Source organism: Mycobacterium ostraviense, from assembly GCF_002705925.1.
Taxonomy (GTDB): domain Bacteria; phylum Actinomycetota; class Actinomycetes; order Mycobacteriales; family Mycobacteriaceae; genus Mycobacterium; species Mycobacterium ostraviense.
Genome location: NZ_NKRE01000001.1, coordinates 2,770,402 through 2,789,216 on the forward strand (window position 1 = coordinate 2,770,402; position 18,815 = coordinate 2,789,216).

The following is an 18,815-nucleotide window of genomic DNA, read 5'->3' on the forward strand; positions in this document are numbered from 1 at the left end:
GTCTGTGGTAGGGTTCACACAGTGAACGACCGTACTCCTAGCTCACACTCACACCGGTCCGGCCAAGGCCGGGCCCGCGCCACCGTGTCGCGGGAGGAGCGCAAAGAAGCCACCCGGCGCGCCATCGTCGCAGCCGCGCTCAAACTGCTGCAGGACCGCAGCTTCAGCGGCCTGAGCCTGCGCGAGGTGACCCGGGAGGCCGGGATCGTGCCGGCGGCGTTTTACCGGCACTTCGAGTCGATGGAGGCCCTGGGACTGGTCCTGATCGACGAGTCGTTTCGCACCCTGCGCGACACGTTGCGCGGGGCGCGCGCCGGCAAGCTGGACCCGAACCGGGTGATCGAGTCGTCCGTGGAGATCTTGGTGGGCAGCGTCGCCGACAAACGCGAACACTGGCGTTTCATCGTCAGGGAGCGCTCCACCGGACTATCGGTGCTGCGCTACGCCATCCGCACCGAGATCCGGCTGATCACCTCCGAGTTGGCCACCGACCTGGCCCGCTTCCCGGGGCTCAACGAATGGAGCACCGAGGACCTCAACATCCTGGCGACACTGTTCGTCAACGCGATGATCGTCATCGCCGAGGCGATCGAGGACGCCCAGAGCGCCGAAGCGCTGGAGGAGATCCATCGAATCGCCGTCAAGCAGCTGCGGATGATCGCGATCGGTGTCGCCGGCTGGCAGAGCAAGCCCTGATCAGGCGGGCACCGAGTCGGTCTCGCGCTCCCAAACGCGGTGTTTGGCAAGGACTTTGGTGAATGCTTCGACGAAGTCGTCGGACAGGTCGTCGGCCGCCGCCTTGGTGGTGACCACCCCGTTGGCGACGAGGGCGTCGGTGCTCTCGGCGGTTTTCTCGGTTATCCCGGCTTTGGGCAGCAACTTGACGCCCGCACCGAAGGCCCCCACCGTCTTGAGGTGCTTGTAGGCCTCCGTCACGAAATGCACCGCGTAGCCGTCCTCGGACAGGGTCTTGATGGCGTCGGGTCCGCACGGCACCACGACCGCGTCGTAGAGGACCGACGACATCGTGGTGATTGCCCGGTCAACCGGGAGTTCGCCGCCGGATCCGCCGGCCAGCGTGCCACCGGCCTTGGGCGCCAGCACTTCTGCGATGGCGCCGCGTTTCCGGATCGCGTCGATGAAGCGTTGGGTTCCCACCACGTCGACGCCGTCGGCGGCCAGCACGGCGATCTTACGGGTCTCGACGCTGTCGGCGACGGTGTTCAGTTGCGAAAGCGCCGGCGAGGGAGACACTTTCGCGCCCCCCTTGTCCGAGAGCGGCTGTTCCTCGGGCGCGGGCAGCCCTAGTTGTCCGGCGACCCGCACCGCCAGGTCGTGGTCGACGAAGTTCAGCTGATCCACCACGCGCGACCGGATTTCCGGTGTTCCCACCTTGCCGAGCTCGAAGGCGTACGCGGCGACAATGTGTTTGGCCTCGACGGCAGACATGCTCTTCCAGAACATCCGGGCCTGGCTGTAGTGATCCTGGAAACTTTCGGCCCGCTGGCGGATCTTGTGACCGTCGACCTTCTGGGTGTAGTGGCGGAATACGTTGTCGTCAGCCAGCGCCGGACAGCCGCCACCCAGGCTGTTCTTGTAGTAGCTGGACCTGCCCTGCGGAATGGTGTGCTGGCCATAGCCGTCGCGCTGGTTGTTGCGGACGTCGGCCACCGGCCGATTGACCGGCAGTTGCGCGAAATTGGGGCCGCCCAGCCTGATCAGCTGAGTGTCGAGGTAGGAGAAGTTACGGAACTGCAGCAGTGGATCGTTGGTGAAGTCGATCCCGGGCACCACGTTGGCGGTGTGGAAGGCCACCTGCTCGGTTTCGGCGAAGAAGTTGTCCGGGTTGCGATCGAGCACCATCTTGCCCACCGGCCGCACCGGAACCTGTTCCTCCGGAATGATTTTGGTGGCGTCGAGCAGGTCGAAGGCGAAGTTGAACTCATCGCTTTCGCCGACCAGCTGTACCCCCAGCTCCCACTCCGGGTAGTGGCCGGCGTCGATGGCTTCCCACAGGTCGCGCCGGTTGAAGTCGGGGTCCTTGCCGGCGACTTTCTGGCACTCGTCCCAGATCAGTGAGTGCACGCCAAGGCGGGGCCTCCAGTGGAACTTCACGAAGGTGCCCTGCCCGTCGGCATTGACGAAGCGGAAGGTGTGTACGCCGAAACCCTGCATCATCCGGTAACTGCGCGGCAGTGCCCGGTCCGACATCAGCCACATGATCGTGTGCAGCGTCTCCGGCTGTAGCGACACGAAATCCCACAGCGTGTCGTGCGCCGACTGCGCCTGCGGAATCTCGTTGTGCGGCTCCGGCTTAACGGCGTGCACCAAATCCGGGAACTTGATGCCGTCCTGGATGAAGAACACCGGGAAGTTGTTGCCGACCAGGTCGTAGTTGCCTTGATCGGTGTAGAACTTGGTGGCGAATCCGCGGACATCGCGCACCGTGTCCGCCGATCCGCGTGACCCGGCCACCGTGGAGAACCGGACGAAGACCGGGGTCTGCTTACCGGGTGTGGTGAGGAACTGCGCCACGGTGTAGTCGGCAAGCCAGTCGTCGTAGGGCTCGAAGTATCCGTACGCTCCCGCACCGCGGGCATGCACCACCCGTTCGGGGATGCGCTCGTGGTCGAAGTGAGTGATCTTTTCCCGGGCATGGAAATCCTCCAGCAGGGTGGGCCCACGTTCCCCCACGGTGAGCGCGTCGTCAGTGTGGTCGACTCGCACGCCCTGCTGAGTGGTCAGGTATCCGGTGCTCGCGTCCACCCGGCAGTCGTCGAGCTGTCGCTGCTTCGGGTTACCGTCGTTGGCTGCCATTGGTCCTCCAGCGTTAGGAATTCCGGACTTGGGTACCCGGCCGGGGCGGTGGCAAACGACAGGTCCGCACTGCCGCGGGACCGTCACTCGTCATCGACGACCTCGAACAACGAGTCGCCATCCTCGGGCGTACCGTCGATTTGGCCTCGATGGGCACGCCCAGGGCCGTCCTCTTGCCACGAGCCGTCCAGCCGGTCCGGTTCTTCGGCGGCGAGTCGGTCGTCGAGGGATTGCCCTTCGCGCTGCTCGCGCGCCGTCATGCCGAACCGGTCGGCCTCGCTCCACTGCTCGGGTGGGTCCACCACGATGTCGCCGTCGTCGTTAGGGAGCTCGTCGGAGTCGGTGGATTCGTTCGGGTTGAGCGTATCGCCGGGACCGCCTTCCTCGGGGAAGTCCGCGGGATCGCTCAGCTCACCGGTAGCCATTGGCAACGGTTGCCCGCAGTATTCACCCGCTAAACGCCGCACCGGCTCGGGCCGGCCGGAATGCTCAGCGCGATTCGCGCCACATCGGCCAAATCGGCGGCCCGCCGTGCGGCAGCGCGATCTCGCCGGTGACGGTGAACCCGAAACGTTCGTAGTACGGGATGTTTTCGGGTTTCGAGGACTCGAGATAAGCCGGGCAGTACTCGGCATCGCAGCGGTCCAGCCGCGACCGCATCAAGGTCTGACCAAAGCCCCGCCCGCGCACGGCCGGGTCGCTGCCGATGACGGCCAAGTACCAGTGCGGTTCTTCGGGATGCGCGCGCTTCATCGTCTCCTGGACCGCGCGTGCGGTGGCTCCGCGAAAGCCGAACACCCGCAAGAATGCCGGGGTCATGGCCAGCTCCGCCCGGCGTGTCTCCCGCCATTGATTCGGCGGATCCCACAGGGCGGCCGCGCCGACGCCGGCGCCCTCGCACGCCACCTCGACGCCGCCGCGGCCCAGATGGTGGTGCCGGGTCATCGTCGCGAACACCCGATGCAGGTGCGCGAGCCGGGACTTGTCATCGGGAAGCAACCATGTCATCACCAGGTCGTCGTAGAAGGCGCGAGCCAGGGTGCGGGACAGATCGCGGATGTCGGCCTTGTGCGCTGGGCGCGCCTGGGAGGTCACCAGCCCAAACTAGTGGTAGTGCCGACGGATCGGCCATGCTGGTCAGTCCCAGCTCCGTGCGCAGCCGCGCCCGGTGCGCCGACGGCTGTCGCAGCCCGGCCAGCGTGAGGCAAGCTCGATGGTGTGACAGGTCGCATGAGGGGTAGTCGGAGCCGATGACCGGCATCTCGCGACGGACGTTCGCACGACTGGCCGCCGGCACCGGCGTCCTGGGGACGGGCGCGATATCCGCCGGGTGCGGCACCGGCGACGAGTCGACCGGCGAGTCGACCGGCCCCACGCCGTCGCCGGCCAGCGGCATTGGAGTCGTGTTGTCGCACGAACAATTCCGCACCGATCAGCTGGTGGCGCAAGCCCGGGCCGCCGAAAGTGCCGGGTTTGGGTACGTGTGGGCCAGTGACCACCTTCAGCCGTGGCAGGACAATCAGGGTCACTCGATGTTTCCCTGGCTGACCTTGGCGTTAGTGGGTCAAAGCACCACTCGTATCTCGTTCGGCAGCGGGGTGACTTGCCCTACCTACCGCTACCATCCGGCCACGGTGGCCCAGGCATTCGCCTCGTTGGCAATGCTGAGCCCGGGCCGGGTGTTCTTGGGGCTCGGCACCGGTGAGCGACTCAACGAACAGGCCGCCACCAACACGTTCGGTTCCTACCGGGAGCGCCACGACCGGCTGGTCGAGGCCATCAGGCTGATCCGCCAGCTGTGGAGCGGTGAGCGAATTTCGTTTGCCGGACGGTATTTTCAGACGAACGCTCTAAAACTCTACGACCTGCCCGCCACGCCACCGCCGATCTTCGTGGCCGCCAGCGGTCCCAAAAGCGCGGAGCTGGCCGGCCGGCACGGGGACGGCTGGATTACCCAAGCCGGCGACCTCAAGAATCCGCGGCTGCTCGCCGCGTTCGCCGCGGGGGCACAAGCCGCCGGACGCGACCCCGCAAATCTTGGCAAGTATGCCGAGCTGTTCGCTGTCGTCGGTGACCATACGACGGCCACCCGCGCCGCCGGCTGTGGCGATTTACCGCCGGGGCCGTCGACCAGCCCAACCCGGTAGAAATCCAGCGTGCCGCCGAGTCGAACCCGATCGAGAAGGTGCTCGCCAACTGGGCCGTGGGCACCGACCCGTCGACCCATATCGGCGCGGTGCAAGCGGTGGTTGATGCCGGTGCCATACCGTTTCTGCACTTTCCGCAGGACGACCCCACCGTCGCCATCGAGTTCTACCGCACCGCCGTCTTGCCCAAGCTGCGCTAGCGAGTCCGACGGGTGCGCACCGCCCCCGCAGGGATCCGGGTGCTCTCCTGCCCGCTTATCCGCGACAATTCTCTTGCGAGCCTTGGCTTGTCGCTACTAGCACTAGCCGGGCACAACCGGTAGCGCCTTCCCCGGAGACTCCTGTGGCGGATGTGACTTCCGCCCCGGCGCGCGGTCGCCGGCCCCGGCCGGCTCCCCTCGGCTGATCCGAGGCCACGCCCAAATACTGCGGCGTTGTTTAGCCAGGCCGACAGCCGCAAGGGTGCGGAAATGGCCAAACAGCTTCTCGCACAAAGACTTTGATTGTTGAGTGATTCTCGCGCGGTCCGGGTCGTGACGCAGAAACTGCGGCCGCGATCCGGGACCGCGTACGCTGCAGCCTCGCCAGATCCCCAGCGCCCTTACGATGGGGTAGCTCCATCAACGATGCCGGTGCGACACTGCGCCGGGGAACGGTTGGCGACGGTGTGGGATTTCGAAACAGAGCCCGAATACCAGGCGAAGCTCGATTGGGTCGAGAAATTCATGGCCGACGAGGTCGAACCGCTGGATCTGGTCACGCTCGATCCGTATGACAAGAAGAATCCCGAGACGATGGCGGTCCTGCGGCCGTTGCAGCAGCAGGTGAAGGACCAGGGGCTGTGGGCCGCACACCTGCGGCCCGAACTCGGCGGCCAAGGCTTCGGCCAGGTCAAGCTGGCGCTGCTCAACGAGATCCTCGGGCGCTCGCGGTGGGCGCCGTCGGTGTTCGGCTGCCAGGCGCCGGACTCCGGCAACGCCGAGATCCTCGCACTCTTCGGCACCGAGGAACAGAAAGCGCGCTACCTGCAGCCGCTGCTGGACGGCGAGATCACGTCGTGCTACTCGATGACCGAACCGCACGGCGGCTCGGATCCCGGCCTGTTCGTCACCGCCGCGACCCGCGACGGCTCAGGCGACTGGATCATCAACGGCGAGAAGTGGTTTTCCACCAATGCCAAGCACGCGTCGTTCTTCATCGTCATGGCCGTCACCAACCCCGAGGCCCATACCCACGAGAAGATGTCGTTGTTCATCGTTCCTGGCGAGACACCCGGCATCGAGATCGTGCGCAACGTCGGTGTGGGCTCGGAGTCTTCCAGGCATGCCAGCCACGGCTACCTCCGCTACCACGACGTGCGGGTGTCGGCAGATCATGTGCTGGGCGGCGAAGGCCAGGCGTTCATGATCGCGCAAACCCGACTCGGCGGCGGCCGGATCCACCACGCGATGCGAACAATTGCGTTGGCGCGCAGGGCCTTCGACATGATGTGTGAGCGCGCGGTATCACGCAAGACCAGACATGGGCGATTGGCCGACTTCCAGATGACCCAAGAGAAGATCGCCGACAGCTGGATCCAGATCGAACAGTTCCGGCTGCTGGTGCTGCGAACGGCGTGGCTGATCGACAAACACCACGACTACCAGAAGGTGCGCCGCGACATCGCGGCGGTGAAAGTCGCGATGCCCCAGGTGCTGCATGATGTGGCGCAGCGCGCCATGCACCTGCATGGCGCGCTGGGGGTCTCCGACGAGATGCCGTTCGTCAAGATGATGGTCGGTGCCGAATCGCTGGGTATCGCCGATGGCGCCACCGAGCTGCACAAGATGACGGTGGCGCGGCGCACCCTGCGGGAATACGAGCCGGTGACAACACCTTTCCCGTCGCAGCACATCCCGACCCGCCGGGCGGCCGCCGAGGCCCGGCTGGCCGAGCGCCTGGAGCACGCGGTCGCCGAGTTCTGACGGCGAGCGCTCAGGAGATGTAGCGAACGACGCTTTCGGCCACGCATGCGGGCTTGGGCGAACCCTCGATCTCGACTGTGGTCGACACCGTGGCCTGTACGGCTCCGTTACCGAGGTCTTCGACGCCGATCAACGAACTCTGCGCCCGTACCCGGGAGCCGACGGGCACCGGCGTGGGAAAGCGGACCTTGTTGAGTCCGTAGTTGATTGCCAGTTTGATGCCTTTGACCGTGTACATCTCATGCTGCAGCCGCGGCAGAAGTGACAGCGTCATGAAGCCGTGGGCAATGGTCTTGCCGAACGGGCCTTTGGCCGCTCGTTCCGGGTCCACATGGATCCATTGGTGATCACCCGTGGCATCGGCAAACAGATTGACGTCTTCTTGAGTGATGGTCACCCAGCCGCTCTGACCGATGGTCTCACCGGCGGCCGCGGCCAGGTCGGCAACGGACTCGAAGGTGCGCATAAATGTCTCCTCTGGTCGGGGGGTAAGCATAGATCGGGTGCGGCTGCGGCTGATTGCCGGACGCACCGAGTACCCCAGATCAGCCACCGCGGCCGGGGAAGCCACCGGTTACGGCACTGTGGTGGCGACTGTCGAGGGGGGGCTCCTCGACAATCAAACTTCGGCCGCCGAAAAAGGTGCCCTTCCCCATTGTCCACAGACTTTGTCCATTGTTGCTCGACTCGACCGCGCCATCGACGACGAAGAAGATTTCGTTGCCTGTCTCGCCCTCGGTCACGACGGGCACACCTGCCAGATACGTTTGCGTCGCAGCGACAGCGCGATGATGCTTTGAATGGAAAATCTCGTATGCCATCCCCACGCCGTAATCAACACCCTCAATATTACCGCGGCCATTCCGACGGGCCACACCGGGAGCATCCGCAGAATAGCGAGGCGTCGGGGGCGTCTCTAGCGCCCACTCTCGGTGAAAGAGTGCCGCTTTAGTGAAGAGCATCGCCTTGTAAATCATGGCATAAACCGGTGCGATGGAAAAACTGAAGAGTACCCACCCCGGCACGGTGTTGATGCTTTGGAGCAGCACGGCTAAACACAGAAGTGTCAGAATTACTGCCGCCGATAGGAACTATGGATCCACGATCCGCGCGGTGGTACCGGCTTTCGCACTCAAAGTCATCCCTAAAGAAATGCCTTCCAGCTAGCTAGTTGCCGGGTGGGTTTCCGCGCCGTATCCGGCGATGGTGCCTGACACAAACTCATGTGGGTCCACAAGGTCCACAACCCGTGGTCAATTAGATAAGAATGGTAGCGCACTCGCATTACGCCTAGCGTGTTCACAGCAGATCTCACGAGATTGCTCGCGGTTGCCGGCGGCCTGCGCATGGTCCCGTCGGACCGACACGACGTCATCGAGTTGACGCCAATCGTCAACTGGACGAGCCGATTCCGGGCCGACGCCCAATCGTTAGCCAACCGCGATGTCCCGCTTCGGCGGCGACAAACCCGTCGCGGCGCCCTGCTGTGTTTCACTCGCCCAAGACAGGTTCGACCGCACATGCGGCAGACGAGAGTTGGGATGGGTTACAAGCCATGAAGTTCGTTGAAAAGCTGCGTGGCGCAGCGAAAACCATGCCCCGCAGGCTGGGTATCGCGGCCGTGGGGGCCGCCCTGCTATCTGGTGTCGTCGGCGCCGTCGGCGACTCGGTGCCCGCCGCCGCGTTCTCCAGGCCGGGCCTTCCCGTCGAGTATCTGCAGATCCCGTCGCCGTCGATGGGCCGCAATATCAAGGTCCAATTCCAAGGCGGCGGACCGCATTCCGTCTACCTGCTGGATGGTCTTCGCGCACAGGACGACTACAGCGGTTGGGACATCAACACCCCCGCGTTCGAGGAGTTCTATCAGTCCGGCCTGTCGGTGGTCATGCCCGTCGGCGGCCAGTCCAGTTTCTACAGCGACTGGTATCAGCCTTCGCAGGGCAACGGTCAGAGTTACACCTACAAGTGGGAGACCTTCCTCACCAGGGAAATGCCCGCCTGGCTGCAGGCCAACAAGGGCGTTTCACCGGTCGGCAATGCGGCGGTGGGCCTTTCGATGTCGGGCGGTTCGGCGCTGATCATGGCCGCGTACTACCCGCAGCAATTCCCGTACGCGGCGTCGTTGTCGGGATTCCTCAACCCGTCCGAGGGCTGGTGGCCGACGCTGATCGGGCTGGCGATGAACGACTCCGGCGGTTACAACGCCAACAGCATGTGGGGCCCGTCCACCGACCCGGCGTGGAAGCGCAATGACCCGATGATCCAAATTCCGCGACTGGTCGCCAACAACACTCGAGTCTGGGTGTACTGCGGCAACGGCACCCCCAGCGACCTCGGCGGCGACAACATGCCGGCCAAGTTCCTCGAAGGTCTGACGCTGCGCACCAACCAAACCTTCCGGGAAACCTACCTGGCCTCCGGCGGCCGCAACGGAGTGTTCAACTTCCCGACGAACGGAACGCATTCATGGCCCTACTGGAATCAGCAACTGGTCGCCATGAAGCCGGACATGCTGCAGGTGCTCAACGGCCCCACCGCCCCTGCCACGTGAGACCCGGCTAATACCCGAGCCAGCATCGGCAGCAGCGCACACGGCCAGCGCTGCTGCCGATGTTCGTTAGGCTCACCGGCTGATCCGGCTGATCCGGGTCAGGATTCCTTCACCAACGCCCGCCGGTCGGAGTGGAAGTACGTGTAGCCGGTGGTGACCGCGCAGACGATCGTCGCCACCGCCAGCATCTGGGATCCGCTGACCACCAAGCTGATAACGCCTCCGGCCGCGGCGCCCAGGCTGAAGCTGGCGTACAGCAAGAAGTAGCCGAGCCAGTCGTCCACCTTCCCGCCGGCCAGGTGACGTTCGATGCCCTGACCCATCTTGACCAGGGTGCCCGTCACGTAACTCAACGGCACGGACACCTCGCCATCCTTGACGAACGAGGTGTTCAATGCGCCGATCCCAAACACCACGAACAGAATCGGGACGAAATCAAGCAGGGTCTGTTCCCATCCACCGAGGAGAATGTCGAGCGCGGTGGCCGCCACCAGACTGAAAGTGGTCAGCACGGTGGGGCCGTGCGGATGATCGACCCAGAAATGGCGGCGGCATATCGAGGCAATCACCACACCGGCGACAAAGCACACGATCAACAACGACGCGGTTATCGACAGCCACACGTCGTCGCGGAAGATTCCCAGCACAGCTCGCTGCGCATTGCCGGTCATGAAAGTCACGAAATAGCCGGCGGAGTGGGTGAACGCCGTCGCCCCCAACACTCCGGCCAGCCCCGCCAGCACCCAGGACAACCTCGCTTCGCTGTCGTAAGTCTCTTTCTGCACACGAGCATGCTTCCAGAGACTCCCGGGGTCCGCAGAGGTCAGCCGGTCACCCCAGCTCGCAGACCCCCGCCACGCAACCGCGGAAACGCCGGTTCAGGCGGTCAGGCGGGCGATCGACCGCAGCGGAATCGGCAGCCATCCGGGCCGGTGCCGCGCCTCGTAGCCCACCTCGTAGACCGCCTTGTCCAGTTCGTAGGCGGCCAACAGTTGCGCCGAATCCCGGGGGTCGGTTCCCGATGCGGCCGCATAGCCCTCGCAGAACGCGGTGCGGTTGCGCTCGACCCATTCCCGGGCACGGGCGGCCAACTGCTTGTCGGTGGCCTGGTCCACCAGCGGCCCGTAGGCGGCGTACTCGAAGGAGCGCAAGACACCGGCCACGTCGCGCAGCGGCGAATCGGGTGCCCGGCGCTCATCGAGCGGCTGACCGGGTTCGCCTTCGAAATCGATCAACAGCCAGCTCTCCGGGGTCCGCAACACCTGTCCCAGGTGCAGGTCGCCGTGGATCCGCTGGACGGTGAGGGTCTCGCCGGCGAGCTTCTGGATTCGCTCTTCGATCGTCGCCGCATACCCCTCCAGCTCGGGAACGGCCGTCAGTGTCGACGACAGCCGCGCCAGCACGGTGTCCACCGGGAATGGCGCCTGGGCCGTTCCCAGGCAATCGGCCAGGGTGGCGTGCACCGACGCAACCGCCTCGCCGAGCCGGAAAGACTCGCCAGCGAAGTCTCCGCCGACTTCGTGGGCATACAGGTCGCCCTCGGCGAAGAGATCACGGACGCTGGCGGTGGCCATCGCCCAGCCCTCGGCGGCGTTGGAGGCGAATTCGGTCACCATGCCCAGCGGACACGCCTGCTCACCGGCCGCCGAACCGCCGGCGGCCGGCCCGGCCATCTCGTAGGTTCCCAGCAACCGTGCTACGTGCGGGTTACCGGCACGGCCGAGCACCCGGTTCAATTCGATATCGGGGTTGATGCCACTGGAAACCCGCCGAAACACCTTGAAGATCGCACGCCGATCGAGGATGACGCTCGTATTGCTTTGTTCGGCGTCGGAGACGTGCGGCGACGCATTCAACGGCAATTCGACGTCTGGTTCTTTGGCGAATGTCACTTCCACGCCGGAAGCAACGCGAACGGCTGACGAGTCGATCAACGACAGCAGAAACGGCGGCGAATCAGCGTCGTACAGGGCGTCGAAGCCGGTGCGGTCTTCCGCGGCGCCGATCGTTGCCACGTTGCTGTACTCGGACACCGGCGCGGCGTCCCAACCGACGATCACCTGGTAGCGCTCCGCCGAACCATCGGCGTATTCGGCGTCGACGAGCACCAGGTCGAGATCGTCCTTCAGCGGGACGACCACGCTGACCTCTGCGTGGGACAGCTCGCGGTTGCGTCCGGCGTACCACCGTTGCTGTGGCAGCCACTCAGACCAGGGCAGCTTGGCTGGCAGGCTCATGTGCGCCGCTCCTCTTCATCGCTACGTCCCCCGCAAGCGGGCGGTACCCCCACCGCATCGTCGCCCGCGCGGATCATCCGTTCTCCTCGGTTCTGGACAACTGGAACCAGTAGAAGCCGTGGCCCGGCAGGGTCAGCAGGTAGGGCAGATGGCCGATACGGGGAAATTCCACATGCCCGGTGAGCTCGATCGGTGTGTAGCTGTTCCATTGCTGCAGGTTCAGCTCGATGGGCTGCGGGAACCGGGAGAGGTTGTTCACGCAAAGCACCACATCACCGTCTCTGCCGTCGCTGCCCGGCGTTTCCCGGACGAAAGCCAGGACCGACGGGTTGGACCCGCCCAGTTCCTGGAAGGACCCGACGGCGAACGCCTGGTGGCGCCGCCGCACCGCAAGCATGGTCCGGGTCCAGTTCAGCAGTGATGTCGAGGTGTCGCGCTGCGCCTCGACGTTGACCGCCTGGTAGCCGTAAACCGGATCCTGGCTCGGCGGCAGGTAGAGCCGGCCGGGGTTGGCTGTGGAGAATCCGGCGTTACGGTCCGGTGTCCACTGCATCGGGGTCCGCACGCCGTCGCGGTCCCCCAGCCAGATCACGTCACCCATGCCGATTTCGTCGCCGTAATACAGCACCGGCGAGCCCGGCAACGAGAGCAGCAGCGCGTTGAACAACTGGATCTGGTTGCGGTCGTTATCCAGCAGCGGCGCCAGCCGGCGGCGGATGCCTACGTTCGCCTTCATCCGCGGGTCTTTGGCGTACTCGGCGTACATGTAGTCGCGCTCTTCGTCGGTGACCATTTCCAGCGTCAACTCATCATGGTTGCGCAGGAAGATGCCCCATTGCGCCATATCGGGTATCGGCGGCGTCTGCGCCAGGATCTCTGAAATCGGGAACCGCGACTCGCGGCGGACGGCCATGAAGATGCGCGGCATCAGCGGGAAGTGAAAGGCCATGTGGCATTCGTCGCCGCCGGTGGTGGCGTCGCCGAAGTACTCGACGACGTCGGCCGGCCACTGGTTGGCCTCGGCCAGCAGCACCCGGCCGGGAAATTCGTCGTCCACCACCTTGCGGACGCGCTTGAGGAAGGCGTGCGTCTCGGGCAGGTTTTCGCAGTTGGTGCCCTCGCGCTCGAAAAGGTAGGGGACCGCGTCCAGCCGGAACCCGTCGATGCCCAGGCCCAGCCAGAAGCGCATGACGTCGATCATCGCCTCTTGAACGGCCGGATTGTCGTAATTGAGGTCCGGCTGGTGGGAGAAGAAGCGGTGCCAGTAGAACTGGCGGCGGACCGGGTCGAACGTCCAGTTCGACTCTTCGGTGTCGACGAAGATGATCCGGGCGTCGGTGTACTTCTGACTGGTGTCGCTCCAGACGTAGTAGTCGCCGTACGGGCCGTCGGGGTCGCGGCGGGATTCCTGGAACCACGGGTGGGATTCCGAAGTGTGGTTCATCACCAGGTCGGTGATGACCCGGATTCCGCGGCGGTGGGCGGCATCGACCAGGGCGACAAAATCGTCGACGGTACCGAAGTCGGGCAGCACCTTGTAGAAGTCGCGGATGTCGTACCCGCCGTCACGTAGCGGTGAGTCATAGAACGGGGGCAGCCAGATGCAGTCGATGCCGAGCCACTGCAGGTAGTCCAACCGGTCCAGGAGTCCACGCAGGTCACCCGAGCCGTCAGCGCTGGAATCGTTGAAAGCCCGGACCAGTACCTCGTAGAAGACGGCGTGCTTGAACCAGGTCGGGTCGGCGGGAAGCGCGGCGGCGTTGCCGAAATCCTTGGCATCGGGGTGCTCGACCACACCTCCTTCGACATGGCTGCCCTCGGCGGGATGGTGCGCAGGATCGTGCCGGGAGGCTTCTCTCGCGTCGTTCATCAACTCCACGATGCCACGGGTACCCGAGGTGGAACTTCGGGAACCATGCGGGCAAACACTGTCGGCGCCAACCGAATTCGCCGGCCGGCAGTGATCATCCCCGCGTAGCTCAGGCCGGCGGCCCTTCCGCCAGCGTCACGTTCTCGGTGCGGGCGACCCCCGACTTGGACAGCCAGCTGATCGAGACGACGTCGCCGGGATGATGCCCGTTGAGCACATCAGACAAGGCGGTAGCCGAACTGATCGCGATGCCGTCGACCGCGGTGACCACGTCGCCATTGGAGATCCCGATCGACGCGGCGGGCGCAGTCCCCACCACTCGCTGCACCCTGGCGCCGTTGCCGTTGTTGTCGACGACGCCCAGGCCGAGGAAGGCGGTCGGTCCGATGTGCACCGTGGGCGACCCGCCTCCAGAGCGGATCTGGTTGGCGACCGCCATCGCCTGGCCGATCGGAATGGCAAAGCCCTGCCCGCCCTGGGACAGTTGGAAGTTGTCGGAAGCGGCCGTGTTGATGCCGACAATCTGTCCTTGGTTGTTGACGATCGGCCCGCCCGAGTCGCCGGGCCGGATCGCGGCGTCGACCTGGATCAGCCCGTTGAGCGTTTCTTCGGCACCGGTGAGCGCGTCCGAGGCCTGGACGGTCTGGTTGAGGGCGACCACCCGCCCGGGCACCGCGCGCGGCGTTCCGCCCTGCCCGCCGGTGTTGCCCAGCGCGACGATCGGCTCGCCGATCGACACCCCGCCACCGATCGCGGCGGTGGGCAAACCGCCCGCACCCCGCAGCTGCAGCACCGCGATGTCCTGGGTGCGGTCGTAGCCGACCACGTCGACGCCGTAGGTTTGGCCGTTACCGACGTCGAACGCGCTGATGTCGGTGGCGCCCGAAATCACGTGGTTGTTGGTCAGCACGACACCGTTGGGATCGATGACGATGCCGGTGCCGGCTCCCACCGCGTTGTTGTAGCCCAGCTTGGTGTTGATGTTGACGATCTGCGGCCCGACCTGGGCGACCAACGCCGACGGGTCGAGCGGCAGCGCCGGGTAATCGGCGAACCGGTCCAGCGCGAATGTGGACGGCGCCGCCGATGCGGGCGCCGGCGGTGTGGCCAGACCCAATCCGAGCACGGCCAATATGGCGACCAGCCATGACCACCCCACCGGGCGGTGGCGAACGTTGCTCATCCCGTAACCTCCTGCGTCGGGGGAAGAAGCTGAATTGTCCCAGCCTTAAGGTCCGGGCAGCACAACTTTGTCTACATCTACCGTAGTCCAAATACCCACCTCGGCAGGTCGGTCTCACGACTTCGGGCAGCCAAAATTGCAGATATCGCCTACACCTGTAGGCCTCTCCTAGGCCTGCGTAATGCCATAACTCAGATGGTGACTGATATCACCGACCATGTCGATCAGGGTCAAGTCGCGGTAGGAAAAACGCCAGGTGCCCTCGACGCATTCGAAGCAGTCGTGATAGCGGCCCGCAACAATGGCCTGCAGCGGAAAGTCCTCGGTCTGCTGCAGCACCGTGTAATAGCTGCGGCACCGAGCGGTGTCGGGATCCCCGTCGATCTCGATGATCGGATTGGTGACCACATGCTTGGTTCGGGGTGTCCCGTCGGGATACAAGACGATCAGCGACTTCCAGATCTTTAGCAGCCCCGCCGCATCGATGGTGTCGTGGCCGGTTCGGTCGATCCGGATGCGAGCGTGCTCGAAGAGCGCAGCCGCCTCGTCCAGGTCGCCGGCGTCGATGCACTCCGCATAGCGGTAGAGGAGATTGGCGATCTGCGTCTCCGCCGGCATGACGTAACGGTAGCCCGCCGACCGGGGGTTTCCGCGGCGATCGGCCCGAGCCGCGCAGCAGCCGGGCCTTTAGGCTGAGCAGGTGGGCGAATTCGACCCGAAGGCCGCGTTCACGCAATCCCTGGTAGCGCGGCTGGCCACGATCACGCCCGCGGGCATGCCACACCTGGTGCCGGTGGTTTTCGCGGTGGATGGGGACCTCGTCTTCACCGCCGTCGACGCGAAGCCGAAAACCACCCAGCGGCTGCGGCGCCTCACCAATATCGAAAGCAATCCGCGCGTCAGCCTGCTCGTCGATCATTACGACGACGACTGGACGCAGTTGTGGTGGGTCAGGGCCGACGGAGTCGCCGCGATCCAGCACGACGGCGCGGCCATGCACACCGGATACCGGCTGCTGCGCACGAAATACCCTCAGTACCAATCGGTTCCGTTGGACGGGCCGGTCGTCACCGTGTCGGTGCGGCGGTGGTCCGGCTGGCACGGCTGACCCGGCAGCCCACCAGCCCCACCGGTCACACCGGTACCGGCTAGGGAAGCATGACGTGACTTCGAAAAGCGCTAGCGCATGCGTTAGCGCTTTTCGTGAGGAGGTGGCCTTCGACGACGGTGCCGCACCCCCGTTTCACCGCATGGGCCGGCCCTTGTGCTGAGCGGCGGTTGGGGGAAAAGTTGCTACTGCGTCCTGTGGGTGCGTCCTGTGGGTGCGTCCTGTGGGCGGGAACGCACCGCTTACGGGAGTGGGCAGGCTTGGATTGCCGACAACCAGGGAGAACCCGGAAGAACTGGAGGAAAGTCATGGCCGACAGAGCGAGTGCCTCCCAGGGGGCGGGAGCCGCACCCACCGCGGAAGGCCCGGACGCCGTCCGCAACGTGGTTCTGGTGGGGCCATCAGGCGGCGGCAAGACTACCCTCGTCGAGGCCTTGCTGGTCGCGGCGGGAGTGCTGTCCCGGCCGGGATCGGTCACCGACGGCACCACCGTCTGCGACTACGACGACGCGGAGATCCGCCAGCAGCGATCGGTCGGGCTCGCGGTGGCCTCGCTGTCGCACGACGGCATCAAGGTGAACCTCGTCGATACCCCTGGATACGCCGATTTCGTGGGTGAGCTGCGCGCCGGGTTGCGAGCCGCGGACTGCGCGCTGTTCGTGATCGCGGCGAACGAGGGCGTCGACGAGCCCACCAAGTCGCTCTGGCAGGAATGCAGCCAGGTCGGCATGCCGCGCGCAGTGGTGATCACCAAGCTGGACCACGCCCGGGCGAACTATCCGGAGGCACTGGCCGCCGCCCAGGACGCGTTCGGCGACAAAGTCTTACCGCTGTACCTTCCCGCCGGACCCGCCGGCGACGGCCTGATCGGATTGCTGTCACAAATCCACTACGAGTACTCCGGCGGCAAGCGCACCACGCGACCCCCGGACTCGTCGGACGCCGATCGGATCGAGGAGGCCCGCGGCAGCCTGATCGAAGGGATCATCGAGGAGTCCGAGGACGAGTCGTTGATGGAGCGCTACCTCGGCGGCGAGGATATCGACGAATCCATCCTGATCCAGGATCTGGAGAAAGCCGTTGCCCGGGGCTCGTTCTTCCCGGTGATCCCGGTGTGCAGCGGCACCGGCGTCGGCACCCTGGAACTGCTGGAGGTCGCGACCCGCGGCTTCCCGTCCCCGATGGAGCATCCGCTACCGGAGGTGTTCACCCCGCAGGGTGCCGCACACGCCGGGTTGGCCTGCGACGTGAACGCGCCATTGCTCGCCGAGGTGGTGAAGACGACGTCCGACCCCTACGTCGGCCGGGTCAGCCTGGTGCGGGTGTTCTCCGGAACCATCAAGCCCGACGCCACGGTGCATGTGTCGGGCCATTTCTCGTCCTTTTTCGGCGACCAGAACGGGTCGGCGAACACCCATCCAGACCACGACGAAGACGAACGCATCGGACCGCTGTCGTTCCCGCTCGGCAAGCAGCAGCGCCCCGCGACCGCGGTGGTGGCCGGCGACATCTGCGCCATCGGCAGGCTGAGCCGCGCGGAAACCGGCGACACCCTGTCGGACAAGTCCGAGCCCTTGGTGCTCAAACCCTGGACGATGCCAGAACCCTTGTTGCCCATTGCCATTCAGGCGCACGCCAAGACCGACGAGGACAAATTGTCGGTCGGCTTGGGCCGTCTTGCCGCCGAAGACCCGACACTGCGCATCGAGCAGAACCAGGAGACCCACCAGATCGTGCTGTGGTGCATGGGCGAGGCCCACGCCGGCGTGGTGCTCGACGGGCTCGCCAATCGGTACGGCGTCACCGTGGACACCGTGGAGCTGCGGGTACCGCTGCGGGAAACGTTCGCCGGCAAGGCAAAAGGCCACGGCCGTCACGTCAAGCAATCCGGCGGGCACGGCCAGTACGGAGTGTGTGACATCGAGGTGGAGCCGCTGCCGGAGGGCTCCGGTTTCGAGTTCGTCGACAAGGTGGTCGGCGGCGCGGTGCCACGCCAATTCATCCCGAGCGTGGAGAAGGGCGTCCGGGCGCAGATGGAAAAGGGGGTGCTCGCCGGCTACCCGGTGGTGGACTTGCGGGTCACCCTGCTCGACGGTAAAGCCCACAGCGTCGACTCTTCCGACTTCGCCTTCCAGATGGCCGGTGGACTGGCGTTGCGGGATGCGGCCGCTGCGACCAAGGTGATCCTGCTCGAGCCGATCGACGAGATCTCGGTGTTGGTGCCCGACGATTTCGTGGGCGCGGTGATGGGTGATCTGTCCGGGCGCCGCGGCCGCGTGCTGGGTACCGAGACCGCCGCCAACGAACGCACGGTGGTCAAAGCCGAAGTGCCTCAGGTCGAGTTGACCCGGTATGCCATTGACCTACGCTCGCTCGCCCACGGCGCCGCATCGTTCACCCGCGCGTTCGCCCGATACGAACCGATGCCGGAATCCGCTGCGGCCCGGGTGAAGTCAACTGCGTAGCGCCGGCCTCATGTCGACGGTTGGCGGACTACCGGCCCACATATTGCTCAACCATCTGGTCGTCGTGCTGGGTCCGCTGACGGCGATCCTGGCGATCACGTGCGCGCTGTGGCCAGCTGCCCGCCAACGACTGGTCTGGCTGACTCTGGTCCTGGCCGTCAGCACGCTCATCGTGACCCCGTTGACCGCGGACTCGGGCGAGTGGTTGGCCGGCAAGCTAGGCCAGTCGCCGGCGATCGACAGCCACGCGAACCTCGGCCAAACCCTGTCCTACTTCGCGGCTGCACTGGCGGCGGCGGTGGTCGCGCAGGCGGTCGTCCACCTTCGCTGGGCACGGGGACGCGCGGTCAAACCCGCTGTGCACCTGCTGGTCACACTGCTGGTGGTGGTCGCCGCTGCGGCCACCTTGGTCCAGACATACCGGGTGGGCGACTCCGGCGCGCGAGCCGCGTGGGGTTCGGTCACGTAACCGT

Annotated in this window: 15 protein-coding genes and 2 pseudogenes; 7 read left to right on the top strand and 10 right to left on the bottom strand. The window is 65.4% G+C overall.

What is annotated here, in order from left to right; genetic code table 11:
* The first annotated feature begins 21 nt into the window (after positions 1–21).
* Positions 22–696 carry a TetR family transcriptional regulator gene (locus CDN38_RS12640; RefSeq protein WP_075512567.1) on the top strand — a complete coding sequence of 225 codons (675 nt, stop codon included), beginning with the start codon at positions 22–24 and terminating at the stop codon, positions 694–696.
* Here the strand turns inward: CDN38_RS12640 and CDN38_RS12645 are convergent, their stop codons facing one another.
* The 3 genes from CDN38_RS12645 to CDN38_RS12655 all read right to left on the bottom strand — a co-directional run bounded on the left by CDN38_RS12645 (position 697) and on the right by CDN38_RS12655 (position 3,912).
* Positions 697–2,817, bottom strand: a complete 2,121-nt coding sequence (locus CDN38_RS12645; RefSeq protein WP_075512568.1) for a catalase — start codon at positions 2,815–2,817, stop codon at positions 697–699. It lies immediately after the preceding gene.
* Between the two features lie 83 nt (positions 2,818–2,900).
* Positions 2,901–3,242, bottom strand: coding sequence for a hypothetical protein (locus CDN38_RS12650; RefSeq protein ID WP_075512569.1), 342 nt, complete (start codon positions 3,240–3,242; stop codon positions 2,901–2,903).
* A gap of 64 nt (positions 3,243–3,306) precedes the next feature.
* Positions 3,307–3,912, bottom strand: coding sequence for a GNAT family N-acetyltransferase (locus tag CDN38_RS12655; protein WP_075512570.1), 606 nt, complete (start codon positions 3,910–3,912; stop codon positions 3,307–3,309).
* Between the two features lie 155 nt (positions 3,913–4,067).
* Between CDN38_RS12655 and CDN38_RS12660 the strand changes: the two are divergent.
* Together CDN38_RS12660 and CDN38_RS12665 are read left to right on the top strand one after the other, a co-directional pair.
* A pseudogene (locus tag CDN38_RS12660) lies at positions 4,068–5,164 on the top strand (F420-dependent hydroxymycolic acid dehydrogenase).
* 465 nt (positions 5,165–5,629) lie between these two features.
* The gene (locus CDN38_RS12665) at positions 5,630–6,928 is read left to right on the top strand and encodes an acyl-CoA dehydrogenase family protein (protein ID WP_180276320.1); all 1,299 of its coding nucleotides are present in this window, start codon (positions 5,630–5,632) and stop codon (positions 6,926–6,928) included.
* A 10-nt stretch (positions 6,929–6,938) separates the two neighbouring features.
* On the opposite strand, the gene CDN38_RS12670 is transcribed toward CDN38_RS12665, so the two are convergent.
* Positions 6,939–7,394 carry a MaoC family dehydratase gene (locus tag CDN38_RS12670; protein ID WP_075512572.1) on the bottom strand — a complete coding sequence of 152 codons (456 nt, stop codon included), beginning with the start codon at positions 7,392–7,394 and terminating at the stop codon, positions 6,939–6,941.
* Positions 7,395–7,473: 79 nt separating this feature from the next.
* On the bottom strand, positions 7,474–7,977 hold the full coding sequence (locus CDN38_RS12675; protein ID WP_075512573.1) for a cyclic nucleotide-binding domain-containing protein: 504 nt from the start codon (positions 7,975–7,977) through the stop codon (positions 7,474–7,476).
* A 506-nt stretch (positions 7,978–8,483) separates the two neighbouring features.
* On the opposite strand from CDN38_RS12675, the gene ag85C reads away from it, so the two are divergent.
* Positions 8,484–9,479: a diacylglycerol acyltransferase/mycolyltransferase Ag85C gene (gene ag85C, locus CDN38_RS12680; RefSeq protein ID WP_075512574.1), complete on the top strand. Its 996-nt coding sequence runs from the start codon at positions 8,484–8,486 to the stop codon at positions 9,477–9,479.
* A gap of 98 nt (positions 9,480–9,577) precedes the next feature.
* Here the strand turns inward: ag85C and CDN38_RS12685 are convergent, their stop codons facing one another.
* The 5 genes and pseudogenes from CDN38_RS12685 to CDN38_RS12710 all read right to left on the bottom strand — a co-directional run bounded on the left by CDN38_RS12685 (position 9,578) and on the right by CDN38_RS12710 (position 15,387).
* The gene (locus CDN38_RS12685; RefSeq protein ID WP_075512575.1) at positions 9,578–10,264 is read right to left on the bottom strand and encodes a YoaK family protein; all 687 of its coding nucleotides are present in this window, start codon (positions 10,262–10,264) and stop codon (positions 9,578–9,580) included.
* A 93-nt stretch (positions 10,265–10,357) separates the two neighbouring features.
* A complete protein-coding gene (locus CDN38_RS12690; protein WP_099318986.1) occupies positions 10,358–11,716 on the bottom strand; it encodes a maltokinase N-terminal cap-like domain-containing protein in 1,359 nt (452 codons plus the stop codon).
* Positions 11,713–13,586: pseudogene (gene treS, locus CDN38_RS12700) on the bottom strand (maltose alpha-D-glucosyltransferase). Before treS ends, CDN38_RS12690 begins: the two are co-directional and overlap by 4 nt.
* Positions 13,587–13,695: 109 nt before the next feature.
* On the bottom strand, positions 13,696–14,769 hold the full coding sequence (locus CDN38_RS12705; RefSeq protein WP_075512578.1) for a S1C family serine protease: 1,074 nt from the start codon (positions 14,767–14,769) through the stop codon (positions 13,696–13,698).
* Positions 14,770–14,937: 168 nt separating this feature from the next.
* Positions 14,938–15,387 carry a nuclear transport factor 2 family protein gene (locus CDN38_RS12710; RefSeq protein ID WP_075512579.1) on the bottom strand — a complete coding sequence of 150 codons (450 nt, stop codon included), beginning with the start codon at positions 15,385–15,387 and terminating at the stop codon, positions 14,938–14,940.
* 82 nt (positions 15,388–15,469) lie between these two features.
* On the opposite strand from CDN38_RS12710, the gene CDN38_RS12715 reads away from it, so the two are divergent.
* The 3 genes from CDN38_RS12715 (at position 15,470) to CDN38_RS12725 (ending at position 18,811) form a co-directional block, all read left to right on the top strand.
* On the top strand, positions 15,470–15,877 hold the full coding sequence (locus CDN38_RS12715) for a TIGR03668 family PPOX class F420-dependent oxidoreductase (protein WP_075512580.1): 408 nt from the start codon (positions 15,470–15,472) through the stop codon (positions 15,875–15,877).
* Positions 15,878–16,185: 308 nt separating this feature from the next.
* Entirely contained in the window at positions 16,186–18,342 is a 2,157-nt protein-coding gene (locus CDN38_RS12720) for an elongation factor G-like protein EF-G2 (RefSeq protein WP_075512581.1), read from the top strand.
* Positions 18,343–18,352: 10 nt separating this feature from the next.
* Positions 18,353–18,811 (top strand): DUF2231 domain-containing protein, encoded by a 459-nt coding sequence (locus CDN38_RS12725; protein WP_075512582.1) that lies wholly within the window; start codon positions 18,353–18,355, stop codon positions 18,809–18,811.
* The last annotated feature ends 4 nt before the right edge of the window (positions 18,812–18,815 follow it).